This is a genomic window from Neobacillus bataviensis LMG 21833 (assembly GCF_000307875.1).
In the GTDB taxonomy this organism is placed as follows: Bacteria; Bacillota; Bacilli; order Bacillales; family Cytobacillaceae; genus Neobacillus; species Neobacillus bataviensis.
The window spans coordinates 1-16738 of record NZ_AJLS01000138.1 but is presented as its reverse complement, the minus strand read 5'-3'; the positions used below and the strand labels follow the sequence as shown (position 1 = coordinate 16738).

The 16738-nt window shown below is 41.6% G+C and carries 13 protein-coding genes; 12 read left to right on the top strand and 1 reads right to left on the bottom strand.

Features of this window, described 5'->3' with window-relative positions; translation table 11 throughout:
* Window positions 1–63: 63 nt before the first annotated feature.
* The 5 genes from tig (at window position 64) to yihA (ending at window position 7987) form a co-directional block, all read left to right on the top strand.
* Window positions 64–1341, top strand: a complete 1278-nt coding sequence (gene tig, locus BABA_RS21330; RefSeq protein WP_007087325.1) for a trigger factor — start codon at window positions 64–66, stop codon at window positions 1339–1341.
* A gap of 388 nt (window positions 1342–1729) precedes the next feature.
* Window positions 1730–2989, top strand: a complete 1260-nt coding sequence (gene clpX / locus BABA_RS21325; RefSeq protein WP_007087324.1) for an ATP-dependent protease ATP-binding subunit ClpX — start codon at window positions 1730–1732, stop codon at window positions 2987–2989.
* Between the two features lie 225 nt (window positions 2990–3214).
* The gene (lonB, locus tag BABA_RS21320; protein WP_007087323.1) at window positions 3215–4882 is read left to right on the top strand and encodes an ATP-dependent protease LonB; all 1668 of its coding nucleotides are present in this window, start codon (window positions 3215–3217) and stop codon (window positions 4880–4882) included.
* A 199-nt stretch (window positions 4883–5081) separates the two neighbouring features.
* On the top strand, window positions 5082–7409 hold the full coding sequence (gene lon, locus BABA_RS21315; RefSeq protein ID WP_007087322.1) for an endopeptidase La: 2328 nt from the start codon (window positions 5082–5084) through the stop codon (window positions 7407–7409).
* A complete protein-coding gene (gene yihA / locus BABA_RS21310) occupies window positions 7406–7987 on the top strand; it encodes a ribosome biogenesis GTP-binding protein YihA/YsxC (RefSeq protein WP_007087321.1) in 582 nt (193 codons plus the stop codon). The genes lon and yihA overlap by 4 nt, the downstream gene beginning before the upstream one ends.
* A 36-nt stretch (window positions 7988–8023) precedes the next feature.
* Here the strand turns inward: yihA and BABA_RS21305 are convergent, their stop codons facing one another.
* The gene (locus BABA_RS21305) at window positions 8024–8512 is read right to left on the bottom strand and encodes a LiaF transmembrane domain-containing protein (RefSeq protein WP_007087320.1); all 489 of its coding nucleotides are present in this window, start codon (window positions 8510–8512) and stop codon (window positions 8024–8026) included.
* A gap of 254 nt (window positions 8513–8766) precedes the next feature.
* On the opposite strand from BABA_RS21305, the gene hemA reads away from it, so the two are divergent.
* From hemA to spoVID, 7 genes are all read left to right on the top strand, one after another.
* Window positions 8767–10110 (top strand): glutamyl-tRNA reductase, encoded by a 1344-nt coding sequence (hemA, locus tag BABA_RS21300; RefSeq protein ID WP_007087319.1) that lies wholly within the window; start codon window positions 8767–8769, stop codon window positions 10108–10110.
* 15 nt (window positions 10111–10125) lie between these two features.
* Window positions 10126–10959 carry a cytochrome C assembly family protein gene (locus BABA_RS21295; protein WP_007087318.1) on the top strand — a complete coding sequence of 278 codons (834 nt, stop codon included), beginning with the start codon at window positions 10126–10128 and terminating at the stop codon, window positions 10957–10959.
* 15 nt (window positions 10960–10974) lie between these two features.
* Window positions 10975–11913, top strand: coding sequence for a hydroxymethylbilane synthase (gene hemC / locus BABA_RS21290; RefSeq protein ID WP_007087317.1), 939 nt, complete (start codon window positions 10975–10977; stop codon window positions 11911–11913).
* Window positions 11910–12695 carry a uroporphyrinogen-III synthase gene (locus BABA_RS21285; RefSeq protein ID WP_007087316.1) on the top strand — a complete coding sequence of 262 codons (786 nt, stop codon included), beginning with the start codon at window positions 11910–11912 and terminating at the stop codon, window positions 12693–12695. Before hemC ends, BABA_RS21285 begins: the two co-directional genes overlap by 4 nt.
* Before the next feature lie 139 nt (window positions 12696–12834).
* A complete protein-coding gene (gene hemB / locus BABA_RS21280) occupies window positions 12835–13815 on the top strand; it encodes a porphobilinogen synthase (protein ID WP_007087315.1) in 981 nt (326 codons plus the stop codon).
* 25 nt (window positions 13816–13840) lie between these two features.
* Window positions 13841–15127 (top strand): glutamate-1-semialdehyde 2,1-aminomutase, encoded by a 1287-nt coding sequence (hemL, locus tag BABA_RS21275; protein WP_007087314.1) that lies wholly within the window; start codon window positions 13841–13843, stop codon window positions 15125–15127.
* Between the two features lie 373 nt (window positions 15128–15500).
* Window positions 15501–16598 carry a stage VI sporulation protein D gene (spoVID, locus tag BABA_RS21265; RefSeq protein ID WP_007087312.1) on the top strand — a complete coding sequence of 366 codons (1098 nt, stop codon included), beginning with the start codon at window positions 15501–15503 and terminating at the stop codon, window positions 16596–16598.
* The last annotated feature ends 140 nt before the right edge of the window (window positions 16599–16738 follow it).

The following is a 16738-nucleotide window of genomic DNA, read 5'->3' as shown; positions in this document are numbered from 1 at the left end:
TTTTCCGACTCTTAATTCGTTATCGAATGAAATGAGAATAGATTTGTTGGAGGGAAAATTGGTATGACAGTAAAATGGGAAAAGTTAGAAGGAAACCGTGGTGTCCTTACTGTTGAAGTAAGTGCTGATCAAGTAAGCAAAGGCTTAGACGCGGCATTCCAAAAGGTTGTTAAACAAGTAAACGTTCCAGGCTTCCGTAAAGGAAAAATGCCACGCGGAATGTTCGAAAAGCGTTTCGGTGTAGAATCACTTTATCAAGATGCATTAGATATTCTTCTTCCAGAAGCATACGGAAGTGCAATTGACGAAACAGGAATCGAGCCAATCGACCGTCCTGATATCGACATCGAGCAAATGGAAAAAGGCAAAGACCTTATTTTTAAAGCAACTGTTCAAGTGAAGCCTGAAGTTAAATTAGGCGAATATAAAGGCTTAGAAGTAGAAGCGTTAGATGCAACTGTAACTGACGAAGACGTTGCAAACGAATTAAAAACACTTCAAGAGCGCCAAGCAGAGCTTGTTGTTAAAGAAGAAGGCACTGCAGAAAATGGTGATACAGTTGTTCTTGACTTTGAAGGATTCGTTGATGGCGAAGCATTCGAAGGCGGAAAAGCTGAAAATCATTCACTTGAATTAGGTTCAAATTCTTTTATTCCTGGATTTGAAGAGCAACTAGTTGGAATCGCAACTGGCGAATCTAAAGATGTAGAAGTAACATTCCCTGAAGAATACCATGCTGCAGAGCTTGCTGGTAAACCAGCAACATTTAAAGTAACTGTACATGAAATTAAAGGAAAAGAACTTCCTGCATTGGATGACGAGTTTGCAAAAGATGTTGACGAAGAAGTCGAAACATTGGATGCATTAAAAGAGAAAATCAGAACTCGCCTTGAAGACAGCAAAAAGCATGAAGCAGAGCACCACCTACGTGATACAGTAGTGGAAAAAGCAGCTGAAAATGCTGAAGTTGAAGTTCCAGAAGTAATGGTTACAAACGAAGTTAACCGCATGCTTCAAGAGTTCGAACAACGCCTGCAAATGCAAGGTATGAACCTTGAGCTTTACTTCCAATTCTCTGGTCAAGATGAAAATGCACTACGCGAGCAAATGAAAGAAGAAGCACAAAACCGCGTAAAAGTTAACTTAACTTTAGAAGCAATTGCGAACGCTGAAAACTTAGAAGTTTCTGAGGACGATGTAAATGCTGAACTTGAGAAAATGGCTGGTACGTACAACATGCCTGTTGACACGATTATCCAAGCTCTTGGTGGCGTTGAAGGTGTCAAATCAGATCTTAAACTTCAAAAAGCTGTAAACTTTCTTGTTGAAAACAAGAAGTAATCAATAAAAAACAAGGCACGATAAAAAAATCGTGCCTTGTTTTATACATTTTTTTAATTACATATTATAATAAGGGCAGGGAAACCTTTTTATTATCTAGCCAATGGATAAGAAAGCAGGAAAAATGGCCATACATAGCGAATAAATATTTTCCATAAAGGTTTTTGTCTTATTTTTTAAAATAATGGTTAAGATTAATGAGTACATATGTTTTTCACTTGATTGACACAAACAAAAAGACGAGAAAGAAAACATAAAGCGTTTTATTTCCAGTCCATTAGCTAAATATGTTACAATGCAAAATACATACCAAATGAAGAATTAGAAAGAACTCGGGCATTGTTTGTGTTATTTGTGAGCAACAAACACGTTTTAAGGGGTGAAAGGATTGTTTAAATTTAATGATGAAAAAGGACAATTAAAATGTTCCTTCTGTGGCAAAACACAGGATCAAGTTCGTAAACTAGTGGCCGGGCCGGGAGTTTATATATGTGATGAATGTATCGAGCTTTGCACAGAAATTGTGGAGGAAGAACTTGGAACGGAAGAGGAAGTAGAATTTAAGGATGTTCCCAAGCCGAAGGAAATCTGTGAAATTCTTAACGAATACGTTATCGGTCAAGACCAGGCGAAGAAATCGCTGTCTGTTGCGGTTTACAACCATTATAAGCGCATCAATTCTAATAGCAAGATTGATGACGTTGAGCTTTCAAAAAGTAACATTTGTATGATCGGGCCTACTGGTAGTGGTAAAACATTATTGGCGCAAACATTGGCGCGTATTTTGAATGTGCCGTTTGCAATTGCCGATGCAACTTCCTTAACGGAGGCTGGATATGTCGGGGAAGACGTTGAAAATATTTTATTAAAATTAATTCAAGCCGCTGACTATGATGTGGAAAAGGCTGAAAAAGGCATTATTTATATCGATGAAATTGATAAAATTGCCCGTAAATCTGAGAATCCATCCATCACAAGGGATGTTTCCGGTGAAGGCGTTCAGCAGGCATTATTAAAAATTCTTGAAGGAACAGTGGCAAGTGTTCCGCCTCAAGGTGGCAGAAAACACCCACATCAAGAATTCATTCAAATTGACACAACGAATATTTTATTCATTTGCGGTGGAGCATTTGACGGAATTGAACCTATTATTAAGCGCCGCTTAGGCCAAAAGGTTATTGGTTTCGGTTCTGATGTCAAGCAAGTGGATATTGGCCAAAAAGAGCTTCTTTCCAAGGTTTTACCTGAAGACTTGCTTCGTTTTGGTTTAATTCCAGAATTTATCGGTCGTCTTCCGGTTATTGCAAGCCTTGAGCAGCTAGACGAGGCTGCATTAATTGAAATCTTAACAAAGCCAAAAAATGCGCTTGTTAAGCAATATCAAAAAATGCTTGAAATCGATGAAGTTGAGCTGCAGTTTGAAGAAGGTGCACTGACTGAAATCGCTAAGAAAGCAATTGAGCGCAAAACGGGTGCCCGTGGATTACGTTCGATTATTGAAGGAATCATGCTTGATGTTATGTTTGACCTTCCATCTCGAGATGATATCACGAAGTGTATCATCACGAAAGATACCGTAATCGATAATAGCGTTCCAAAGCTTGTTTTAGAGGACGGAACCGTTGTGGCGGAAGAAAAATCTGCATAAAATAGGGAAGACCCGGCTGCTGGCCGGGTCTTTTCACGTTTGTAAAGGGTCAATGAGTAAATTTCCGTGTTCAATGGGCGAATTTTAGGTTCCAATGAGCGAATTCCCAAATCTTATGAGCGAATCTAATCAGCTGACAGTTTTAAAAATTTATAGTTTATTCCTCGTTTCTACAGGAAATACTTATTACTATATATTGAGTATTTAGTTGTAGGAGGGAAATATATGAGTTGGACGGGGATTGCCTTATTTATACAGCTATTTTTCGGAATCATTATCGGGCTGTATTTTTGGAATTTGCTTAGAAACCAGCGTACGCAAAAAGTGTCCATTGATCGGGAATCCCGGAAAGAAATGGAGCAGCTTCGCAAAATGCGATCAATTTCATTAACGGAACCATTATCTGAAAAAGTTCGTCCTTCAAGCTTCAATGACATTGTTGGCCAGGAGGATGGGATAAAATCATTAAAAGCAGCATTATGCGGCCCAAATCCGCAGCATGTGATCATTTATGGCCCACCGGGAGTCGGCAAAACAGCAGCAGCCCGCCTTGTTTTGGAGGAAGCAAAAAAGAATGCAAAATCGCCATTTAAACAAGCATCTGTATTTATTGAATTAGATGCTACAACTGCACGGTTTGACGAACGAGGGATTGCTGACCCGTTAATCGGCTCCGTCCATGATCCAATTTATCAAGGCGCCGGTGCAATGGGACAGGCAGGAATTCCGCAGCCGAAACAAGGGGCAGTGACCAACGCACATGGCGGGGTTCTTTTTATCGACGAGATTGGTGAACTGCATCCGATTCAAATGAACAAACTGTTGAAAGTGTTGGAGGATCGGAAGGTGTTTCTTGAAAGCGCCTATTATCATGAAGAAAATAATCAGATCCCAACACATATCCATGATATTTTTAAAAACGGACTTCCTGCTGATTTTCGTTTAATCGGAGCGACAACTAGAACGCCAAGTGAAATTCCTCCGGCGATTCGTTCACGCTGTATGGAGGTATTCTTCCGGGATCTAAATCAGGAAGAAATTGTGGTCGTTGCAAGAAAAGCGGCTGAAAAAGTAAACCTAAAAATAAGTGAAACGGGTGTTGACACTTTATCTACATACGCAAGAAATGGCCGTGAGACGGTTAATATGATCCAAATTGCAGCGGGACTTGCAATTACCGAAGACCGTGATTTTATCAAAGATGAAGATATCGAGTGGGTCGCCCATTCCAGTCAGATGACGCCAAGAATGGAACGAAAGATTAACGATATTTCCCATGTAGGGCTTGTGAATGGACTGGCTGTTTATGGGCCTAATTCCGGGGCGCTGCTTGAAATAGAAGTAACAGTCATCCCGGCGAAGGATAAGGGCTCGATTAACATTACTGGAATCGTCGAGGAAGAAAGCATTGGCGGTCAGGGTAAATCGATACGCCGAAAAAGTATGGCGCGCGGGTCAATTGAAAATGTTATTACCGTTTTACGTTCTATGGGTGTCCCAGCAAATGACTATGATATCCATGTGAATTTTCCCGGCGGTGTTCCAATCGATGGTCCATCAGCGGGTATTGCAATGGCAACAGGAATTTATTCCGCTATTTATAAAATTCCTATTGATAACACCGTGGCAATGACCGGCGAAATCAGTATCCATGGAAATGTGAAACCGATTGGCGGCGTCTATCCAAAGGTGAAAGCAGCACGGAAGGCAGGAGCCAAAACGGTTATTATTCCAGAGGAAAACAGGCAAACTATCTTAAATGAAATTGATGGAATTACTATTATCCCAGTTACCCATCTGCATGAGGTCTTTGAAATTGCCTTAGTCAATTCCTATCCTAAAGTTGAAGCCATACCGGCATCAATTGAGTTAACGAAAAAAGAGTCAATTTAAAAAGAAAACTTCGGTTTGGTTGAAAAATCATACCGAAGTTTTTTTGATAGAAAGATGGGGAAGATAATGTTATTGAAAAAGTGATTAGTCCCCGCACTCTAAAAATAGACACGTAAAAACAAATAAGATAGAATTGTACAACAAAGACTCTTCTGTTTTGAAGAGAAAAAAGGATTTTTGCATGTGGAGGTGCAGTATTTTGGCGAAAAAGAACGAACTGATCGTCCCCCTCCTGCCGCTTCGAGGATTGCTCGTCTATCCGACAATGGTTCTTCATTTAGACGTAGGCCGTGAGAGATCTGTGCAGGCACTTGAAAAAGCAATGGTAGATGACCACTTAATATTCTTAACCACTCAAAAGGATGTTTCCATTGATGAGCCGACTGAGGAGGACTTATATAAAACTGGAACGTTAACAAAGGTTAAGCAAATGCTAAAACTGCCAAACGGAACGATTCGTGTTTTGGTAGAAGGCTTAAATAGAGCGGAAATTGTTGCGATATATGATGACGAGGATTATTATTCCGTTAGTATTGTTACATACGATGATCCGGATACGAAAGACGTAGAAGACCAAGCCTTGATGAGAACGATGCTTGATTATTTCGAGCAATACATAAAATTATCGAAAAAGATTTCCGCCGAAACATATGCATCTGTTGCTGATATTGAGGAACCGGGCAGGATGGCGGATATTATCGCTTCGCATTTACCAATCAAGCTGAAGGAAAAGCAGGAAATCCTTGAGATGATTGATATCAAAGAGCGTGTGAACAGTGTCATTGATACGATTCATAATGAAAAAGAAGTCCTGAATCTGGAAAAGAAAATTGGCCAGCGTGTAAAACGTTCAATGGAACGGACGCAAAAGGAATATTACCTTCGTGAGCAAATGAAGGCCATTCAAAAGGAATTAGGCGATAAAGAAGGTAAAACAGGTGAAATCGCGGATTTGACGAAAAAAATTGAACAGGCGGGTATGCCGGAGCATGCGCTAAAGGCAGCCATGAAAGAGCTTGACCGTTATGAAAAGGTACCAACAAGCTCAGCCGAAAGTGCCGTCATCCGCAACTATATTGACTGGCTGATTTCAATCCCATGGTCGAAAAAGACAGAGGATGATATCGATATTCTTAGGGCTGAAAAGATTTTAAACCAAGACCATTACGGACTTGAAAAAGTAAAGGAACGGGTGCTAGAGTATTTAGCGGTACAAAAGCTGACAAATTCCTTAAAAGGGCCGATTCTTTGCCTTGCAGGCCCTCCGGGTGTTGGTAAAACAAGTCTTGCTCGTTCGGTTGCCACATCGCTTAATCGTAATTTCGTCCGCGTTTCCCTTGGCGGCGTCCGCGATGAATCCGAAATTCGCGGCCACAGAAGAACGTATGTCGGGGCAATGCCGGGTCGAATCATCCAAGGGATGAAAAAGGCGGGCACGATTAATCCGGTATTTTTACTCGATGAAATCGATAAAATGTCGAGCGATTTCCGAGGCGATCCATCAAGCGCCATGCTTGAAGTTTTAGACCCGGAGCAAAACCATAATTTTAGCGATCATTATATAGAAGAAACGTACGATTTATCGAAGGTTATGTTCATAGCGACAGCCAATAATCTTTCGACGATTCCAGGGCCGCTGTTAGACAGAATGGAAATTATCACGATTGCCGGCTATACCGAGCTTGAAAAAGTCCATATTTGTAGAGACCATTTGCTGCCAAAACAAATTAAAGAAAATGGTCTGACAAAAGGGATTCTTCAAGTACGTGATGATGCGATTCTCAAGGTGGTTCGTTATTATACGCGTGAAGCCGGGGTGCGAAGCCTCGAGCGGCAAATGGCGACTATTTGCCGGAAGACAGCGAAAATCATTGTTTCCGGTGAGAAAAAACGTGTCATTATAACCGAAAAGAATGTAGAAGAATTCTTAGGAAAAACTCGTTTCCACTATGGAATGGCAGAAGCCGAAGATCAAGTCGGGGTTGCTACAGGTTTAGCCTATACAACCGTTGGCGGCGATACCCTGCAAATTGAGGTCTCACTTTCACCTGGTAAAGGGAAGCTCGTGTTAACTGGTAAGCTTGGTGATGTAATGAAGGAATCAGCACAAGCTGCTTTTAGTTATATTCGGTCAAAAGCGGGGGTTCTTGGGATTGATGAGGATTTCCATGAAAAATATGATATTCATATTCACGTTCCCGAGGGTGCCGTTCCGAAAGATGGTCCATCTGCAGGAATCACAATGGCAACGGCGCTTGTATCGGCGTTAACTGGCAGACCGATTCGTAAGGAAGTGGGTATGACAGGTGAAATTACTTTACGGGGCAGAGTATTGCCGATTGGCGGCTTGAAGGAAAAAACACTAAGCGCCCATCGAGCAGGCCTGACGAAGATCATTCTTCCGAAGGATAATGTTAAGGATATTGATGATATTCCGGAAAGTATCCGTAATGACCTAGAGTTCGTACCGGTATCACATGTGGACGAAGTTCTGAAACACGCTCTTTTAGAAGGTGATGCCCGATGAAAGTAGTAAGTTCAGATATTGTCATTAGTGCCGTGAAACCGGATCAATATCCAGAAACAGAGTTGCCTGAATTTGCCCTTGCAGGCCGCTCAAATGTAGGTAAATCATCTTTTATTAATAAAATGTTGAATCGGAAAGGCTTAGCCAGAATTTCATCAAAGCCAGGTAAAACGCAGACCCTAAACTTTTACCTAATCAATGAAATTCTCCATTTTGTCGATGTCCCTGGTTACGGGTATGCCAAAGTATCAAAGACAGAGCGCGCGGCATGGGGAAAGATGATTGAAACCTATTTTACGAGTCGCGAACAGTTGCGTGCGGCAGTCTTGATCGTTGACCTTCGCCACCCGCCAACAACAGACGATGTGATGATGTACGACTTTTTAAAGCATTACGAAATTCCGTGCGTCATTATCGCCACAAAGGCGGATAAAATCCCTAAAGGAAAATGGCAAAAGCATTTAAAAGTAACGCGTGAAACATTAGATCTTGATAAAAACGACCATCTTGTGATGTTTTCTTCGGAAACAGGTGAAGGAAAAGATCAGGCCTGGAAGATTCTGCAAAGCTTTATGTAAAAAAATAACCGTCAGCGCAATTATATGCGCCAGCGGTTATTTTTTCTTTTTTAGTAGAAAATAAATACCAATTACGATCAACAGTGCGGGCCAAAATTTCCAAATAAAATTCATTCCGTTTTGCAGCAAACCAAAATATCCGGCAATCCTATCATAAAATAGCAGCAGTACTGCTAAAATAAGAAAAAGGAATGCTTGAAACAGACCATTATTGGTTTTTTGAAAGCGAAGGAAAAAGCCAATCGAAATGATGAGGATTAACATGCCAATCGTATTCGTCGGCCAGAATGGTAAATGTCCTGATAGATGAAAGTGAAGTCCGAATCCACTCATAATCACTCCAGGAAGAATGGCTTCATATTCCCTTGCCGAATAGCCCTGACCCAAAAAAGCGATTCCGACAATGATGAGCAATGTTGGCCAGGTGAAAAATGCTTGAAAAAGAGATATGCCTGTCTGCTGTAATAAAAAGTAAGCCCCAAATCCGATAAGAATAATCCCAGGGAAAATTCGTTGATTTTTCATTGAAAACACCACTTCCAATAAGGTTCACTTGAATCTAGACCATTTTTTTGGTACTGTACATAGGGAAGTAATTTTGCTGTATTTATTTTTTTACAATAAGAATGATCGACTTGACCATCAAAAAGGCAAGTTTTACTATATTTTATCATATAGTTTCATTTTCTGTTCACATTTTTCGGGTAAAAGTCTAAATTGCTCGTGATATAATCTTACTAGTTACTACTGTAAACTTATTGGGGGTGTACTTAACTAAAATGCATATAATCGTAGTCGGTCTTAACTATAAAACTGCCCCAGTAGAAATCCGTGAGCGGTTAACATTCAATGAAACCGATCTTGTGGATGCGATAAAAAAGGTAAACGCTAAAAAAAGTATCCTAGAAAATATCATCTTGTCTACATGTAATCGTACAGAAATTTATGCGGTTGTCGATCAGTTACATACCGGCCGCTATTATATTAAAGAATTTCTGTCTGAATGGTTCGGAATGGATCAAACGGAATTTTCACCGTTTCTGTTTGTTTATGAAGACGACGGGGCGGTTGAACATTTATTTAATGTAACATGCGGACTTAATTCTATGGTTTTAGGGGAAACGCAAATTCTTGGACAGGTGCGAACAAGCTTCATGTTGGCACAGGAAGAAGAAACGACCGGATCAGTATTTAATCACTTATTTAAACAAGCGATTACCGTAGCTAAACGAGGGCATTCAGAAACTGATATTGGTGCCAATGCCGTATCTGTCAGCTACGCAGCTGTTGAATTGGCCAAGAAAATCTTTGGTTCGCTTGCAAATAAACATGTATTAATTTTTGGAGCGGGAAAAATGGGTGAATTAGCAGCCCAAAACCTGCATGGCAATGGTGTGAAAAAGGTAACGGTCATCAATCGTACGTATGATAAAGCAATGGTACTTGCAACCCGTTTTAATGGTGAAGCAAGATCCTTGGCAGAATTAGAACGTTCACTCGTAGAGGCAGATATCCTTATTAGCTCTACGGGATCGAAAGACTTTGTTATTTCAAAAGAAACGATGGCTCGTGTGGAGAAAAAACGCAGGGGAAAACCATTATTCATAGTCGATATTGCTGTACCACGTGACTTGGATCCAAGAATCGCTGAGCTCGAAAATGTCTTTTTATATGATATTGACGACTTAGAGGGAATTGTTGAGGCTAATCTTCAGGAGCGTCAGAAAGCAGCAGCAAAAATCAGGCTCATGATCGAAAAGGAACTTGTCGACTTCAATCATTGGCTTGGCATGCTCGGTGTGGTTCCTGTTATTTCAGCCTTACGGGAAAAAGCCCTTGCGATTCAGGCTGAAACGATGGTGAGTTTGGAAAGAAAGCTGCCAAACTTATCTGATCGCGATATGAAAGTATTAAATAAACATACAAAAAGTATCATCAATCAGCTATTAAAAGATCCTATTTTACAAGCGAAGGAATTGGCGGCAAGACCGGATGCGGATCAGGCGATGGATTTCTTTATGAAGATATTTAATATTGAAGAGCTTGTTCAAGAGCAGCATTCGAAAACTGCCGAAACGAAAAAAATGCAGGTTGGAGAAGTCCAGGCTTCTTTTCAGTCATAGGGGGGCCACACGGCTATGCTTGACCTTTTTATGACAAGGCTGCATGAACTAACAGTTGTTCTATATGCCTTCAGTGTGTTGTTATACTTTTTTGACTTTATTCACCATAACCGGAAGGCAAACCGTATTGCCTTCTGGTTACTTGCATTTGTATGGGTTTTACAAACGGTTTTCTTAACGATTTACATGATGAAAACAGGCAGGTTCCCTGTACTCACCATCTTTGAGGGACTCTATTTTTATGCATGGGTATTAGTAACATTGTCAATTGTTATCAACCACTTACTACGGGTTGATTTTATCGTCTTTTTTACAAACATCCTTGGATTTACCGTGATGGCGATTCATACCTTTGCCCCGATGCAATACCATTCGCATATCATGGCCAAGCAGCTCGTGTCGGAATTGTTGTTAATCCATATTACTATGGCGATTTTATCTTACGGGGCCTTTTCATTATCCTTTGTCTTTTCGTCATTATACTTGCTTCAATATGATCTATTGAAACGAAAAAAATGGGGAACGCGCCTTCTTCGGCTGGCGGATTTAGAAAAATTAGAGAAATCATCTTACATATTGGCTGTCATTGGTGTTCCGATGCTGCTTCTAAGCCTAATCTTGGGCCTGCAGTGGGCGTTTCTAAAGGTTCCCGGAATGCCGTGGTATGATATGAAAATTATCGGGTCTTTCTTGTTACTTTCGGTCTACAGCATCTATTTATATTTACGAATTGCGAAAAATTTATCTGGCAAGAAATTAGCCATTTGGAATACAGCATCATTTTTGATCGTTTTAATAAACTTTTTCTTATTTGGTCAATTATCATCGTTTCATTTATGGTATGCATAACCCTAGGAGGCAGTCATGAGAAAAATTATTGTTGGTTCAAGACGGAGTAAATTAGCGTTAACACAAACAAATTGGGTGATGGATCAGCTGAAGAAAATTGATCCTTCCTTCGAATTCGAAGTCAAAGAAATTGTAACTAAAGGGGATAAAATCCTTGACGTTACCCTTTCTAAGGTTGGCGGTAAAGGCTTATTTGTAAAGGAAATCGAGCAGGCGATGCTTGATAAAGAGATTGATATGGCGGTTCATAGTATGAAAGACATGCCTGCCGTGCTGCCTGAAGGATTGACGATAGGCTGTATCCCATTCCGTGAAGATCACCGCGATGCCCTTATTTCAAAAGGCCATGTGAAATTAAAAGATTTAAAGCCAGGTGCGATTATCGGTACGAGCAGCCTGCGCCGCAGTGCCCAGCTGTTAGTTCAGCGCCCGGATATAGAGATTAAATGGATTCGCGGTAACGTTGATACGAGATTAGCAAAATTAGAGACAGAGGAATACGATGCAATTATTTTAGCAGCGGCAGGGCTTTCCCGCCTTGGCTGGGCAACTGATGTGGTTACGGAGTTCCTTGATGCCGATATTTGCATCCCAGCAGTTGGCCAAGGGGCATTGTCCATTGAATGCCGTGAAGATGATAAAGAATTACTAGAGCTTTTTGAAAAATTCACCTGCAAGAAAACAGAAAGAGCCGTTCGTGCTGAACGTGCCTTCCTACAAAAAATGGAGGGCGGCTGTCAGGTTCCAATAGCCGGCTTCGCACGCATTGATGATGCAACCGATGAAGTGGTATTAAATGTATTAGTTGCTTCACCTGAAGGAAATGATGTCTTCAAGGAAGAACTTCGCGGCAAAAATCCAGAAGAGCTTGGCAACCAGGCTGCCGATTTATTAATTGAAAAGGGAGCCAAGGATCTGATTGACAAGGTCAAACGGGAGCTCGAAGGTCAATGATAAAATCTTTACCATTGCTTGATAAAAAAGTTCTTGTTCCAAGAGGAAAAGATCAAGCGAAATCTTTCGTTAAGCTGGTTGAAAGGTACGGAGGGACTCCTGTAGAAATCCCTCTCATCGCCTTCCGGCCGATAGAAAAAAATCAGCGCCTTCAAGATTGTTTGAAGGCCCTTGATACATATGATTGGATTATTTTTACGAGTAACGTTACGGTCGAAACCTTTTTTTCCTTTTTTGAAGGAGAGAACGGGTCTGTTTTTCCGAGGATAGCTGTGATTGGTAAAAAGACTGCCGAGGTTTTACATGCAAAGGGGTTAGAGGCGGAGTTCGTTCCGTCAGCCTATGTGGCGGAATCTTTTGTTGAGGAGTTTTTACCGTTAGTGAATAGTGGTGCAAGGGTATTGCTTCCAAAGGGGAATCTTGCCCGGGAATATATCGCCAGCGCTTTAACGGAGGCAGGTGCCGTAGTTGATGAAGTTGTCATCTATGAAACATACATGCCGGAAGAAAGCCGTGCGAAGCTTGCGCAGATGTTAGCTGATCGTAAGCTCGATATCCTTACATTTACAAGTCCCTCGACTGTCGACCATTTCATGGATGTCGTTCGGGAACATGGTTTGGAGGAGCAGCTGGGGAGCTGTCTGATTGGCTGTATCGGGCCGATAACCGAGAAAAAGCTACATGAATACGGATTAACGGTACATGCTTCACCGGAGGAGTATACTGTGGCAGAAATGATTAAGAGCATGATTGCTTATTTGGAGAGTGTATCCGCTGATTGAAAGAGGCGATTCGCGAGTAAAGTAGTGAGATTCGCGAGTAAATTGGCGATTTTCGCGAGTAAAGTAGTATAATTCGCGAGTAAAATAGCGCCATCCGCCAGTAAAAGCAATGTTACTTATTTTAGGGGGTAAATATATAATGGAATTACAATTTTCACGTCATCGCCGTTTACGTTCAAGTGCCAATATGCGTGCACTTGTGAGGGAAAATCACTTAAAAGCGGAGGATTTCATTTATCCGCTGTTTATTTATGAAGGTGAAAATATTCGTAATGAAGTATCATCCATGCCTGGTGTATTCCAGGTATCAATGGATAACCTTAAAGCAGAAATGGACGATATCGTCGCTCACGGGATTAAGTCCGTCTTATTATTTGGTATCCCGAAGACGAAAGATGCGTGCGGTGAGCAGGCATACCACGATCATGGGATCGTTCAAGTAGCAACTCGCTATATTAAAGAAAACTATCCAGACATGATTGTCGTTGCCGATACATGTTTGTGCGAATATACCGATCACGGCCACTGTGGTGTGGTTGAAGGGGAAAAAGTCCTTAACGATGAATCGCTTGAATTGCTTGTAAAAACAGCTATTGCCCAAGCGAAAGCGGGCGCGGACATTATTGCTCCATCTAATATGATGGATGGCTTTGTTGCTGCCATTCGTGCCGGTTTGGATGAAGCTGGTTTTACAGAAATTCCAGTTATGTCCTATGCAGTTAAATATGCATCAGCATTCTACGGCCCATTCCGTGAGGCTGCAGAGGGTGCACCGCAATTTGGCGACCGTAAAACCTATCAAATGGATCCAGCTAACCGGATGGAAGCTTTTAGAGAAGCAGAATCCGATGTCCAAGAGGGTGCCGACTTTTTAATTGTAAAACCAGGTATGCCATACCTTGACATCGTGCGCGATATGAAAAATACCTTTAATCTACCTATCGTTATTTATAACGTTAGCGGCGAATATGCCATGATCAAAGCTGCCGCACAAAACGGCTGGGTTGATGAGAAAAAGACCGTGCTAGAAATGCTGATCGGTATGAAGCGTGCAGGTGCAGATTTAATTATTACCTATCATGCAAAAGATGCCTGCCGCTGGTTAAAAGAAGACCAATAATCACTTTTTGAAATGAGGGAATGGTATGCGTTCGTTTACTAAATCGATTGAAGCATTTAAAGAAGCCCAAAACCTGATGCCTGGCGGTGTGAACAGCCCCGTTCGTGCCTTTAAATCCGTTGGTATGAGCCCGATTTTTATGGAAAGAGGAAAAGGGTCAAAAGTTTACGATATTGATGGCAATGAATATATTGATTATGTCCTTTCATGGGGGCCGCTCATTCTCGGACACTCCAACGACCGTGTTGTCGAAGCTTTGAAAAAAACAGCTGAAAATGGTACAAGCTTTGGTGCCCCAACATTATTAGAAAATAAATTGGCTCAGCTTGTGATTGAACGGGTGCCTTCCATCGAAGTGGTGCGGATGGTAAACTCCGGTACAGAAGCAACAATGAGTGCTCTTCGTTTAGCCCGCGGCTACACTGGACGCAATAAGATTTTAAAATTTGAAGGCTGCTACCATGGTCACGGTGATTCCTTATTGATTAAAGCCGGTTCTGGTGTTGCTACACTTGGTTTGCCTGACAGCCCTGGGGTTCCTGAAGGTATTGCCAAAAATACAATCACAGTGCCATATAATGATCTTAAAAGTGTCAAATTTGCTTTTGAACAATTTGGTGAAGATATAGCATGTATCATCGTTGAACCTGTTGCTGGTAACATGGGTCTAGTCCCACCGCTTCCAGGCTTCTTAGAAGGTCTACGCGAAATCACAACCGCAAACGGTTCATTGCTCATTTTTGATGAAGTTATGACCGGTTTCCGTGTTGGCTACAACTGTGCACAAGGTTATTTTAATATAACACCTGATATTACCTGTCTCGGTAAAGTAATCGGTGGTGGTCTTCCTGTTGGAGCATACGGTGGTAAGGCAGAAATCATGCAGCAAATCGCGCCAAGCGGCCCGATTTACCAAGCTGGTACCCTTTCAGGGAACCCGTTGGCGATGACTGCAGGGCTGGAAACGTTAAGCCAGTTAACGCCAGAGCACTACAGGGAGTTTATCCGTAAAGGTGACTTGCTTCAAAAAGGATTTGAAGCGGCTGCTGAAAAATATGATATTCCAATTACCTTTAACCGCGCCGGTTCAATGATTGGTTTCTTCTTCACAAACGAAGCGGTTATCAATTATGAAAAAGCAAAGACCTCTAATTTAGAATTCTTTGCAGCCTATTACCGTGAAATGGCAAACCAAGGGGTATTCCTACCACCTTCACAGTTTGAAGGACTGTTCCTATCCACGGAGCATTCTGATGATGATATTGAAAAGACTATTAAAGCAGCAGAGATTGCTTTTTCGAAGCTTAAATAATTTACCGTTTTAGCACCCACTTTATTTTGTGGGTGTTTTTTATTTTTTGGTTTGCAGCTTAATTACCTGAGCCAGTCCACGGACTGGCATTTATATATAGGATAGGGTGGGGGTTTGAAACAGTTTGGCGGATTTCCACTAAGGTTTGGCGGAATGACTATCAAACTTGGCGGAATTATGCCTCGAGTTGGCGGAATTAATCCGAAACTTAGCGGAATTCCGACCCAAATCCGCGGAATCGCTCCTAACAACTACCCCTTAAACAATTCTTTTCACCCCAACAACTTGTTTTTTATCATAATTAAAATCCCTTCCTCATAAAGTGTAAGTGACATAGTGATTTTGCGTAAAGGATACGAAAGGAGGAGTCGCTTTGTCCCAAGAGAATCAATCGTGCCTGCGATTTTCCTTGGAGGAGTCGCTGTGGTTTAGAAAAGGACAGGAAGTCGAAGAGCTTATCTCGATTTCTCTAGACCCAGACATCACCATCCAGGAAAATGATCAGTACGTAACCATACGTGGTTCGTTGGAACTCACCGGCGAATATAAAAGTTACGAAGCTAACGATGTAAGCGAAGATGAAGGTTTTACCTCTCAGAAATTTGTCGAGAGGGTGGCAGAGCTTGAGGAAGAGGGAAGTTGCGAATTTTCACATCGATTCCCTGTCGATATCACGATTCCGAATAATCGGATTCAAAGCATTTATGATATCGACGTCCTTGTAGAATCCTTTGATTATTCCTTACCTGAAAGAAGTTGCTTGAAGCTGTCAGCAGAGCTGACCATCAGTGGTCTCTACGGAGCCGAACAGACACAGCAACAGCAACAGGAAGAAGAACCGGAATACGAAGTGCTCCACCGCTCTGAAACAGAATACGCGGACGAAGTAGAAGTCGAGCAACCGGCAGTTCAAAGCACCTTCCAAGAAAACTTTTTGTTCGAAGCTGAGGCAAGAAAGCAGCAAGAGGATGAACCTGTAGAAGTGTTGCCGAAATTTCCGACCTTCAATTATCAGCCACAGGTAGAATTTGATGAAGAAGAAGATTATGAACCTGTCTGGAACCTCCAAGAAGCAAGGAGTGAAGGCGGTAAACTAACTGAGGTGGAAATAGAAGAGGAAATTGTGGTCGAAATGGAGCCAGAGGAACATCATCATTATGGGAAAAAACATAAGGTCCAAGAAGAAAGTTCTTCCTCCTCTTCGGATGATATGCTCAAAAAGGTAAAGAAAAAGCTTTCTGGTAAAAAGAAGAAGATGACACTAACTGAATTTTTTGCCAGGAAGGATGAAAATACAGGGCAAACAAAATTAAAAGTATGCATCGTGCAAAAGGGAGATACGGTCGATACCCTGGCTGAACGCTATGATGTTACGGCTCAGAACCTTCTTCGCATCAACAATCTAGAACTGAATCAAGATGTTTACGAAGGCCAAGTATTATATATTCCCGGAGCCCTAGCGAAAAAGTAATCTAGACGATAAGGTGAGCAGGTTATATTGACCTGCTCGGCTTCTTATAAGAAGGTATCAATTTCTACTTTGAGAAATGTCTAGCTCCAGCACCCTAGCGGCTAGTGTCCTTCGCTCTCCGCCCTACGATAAGTCAACAT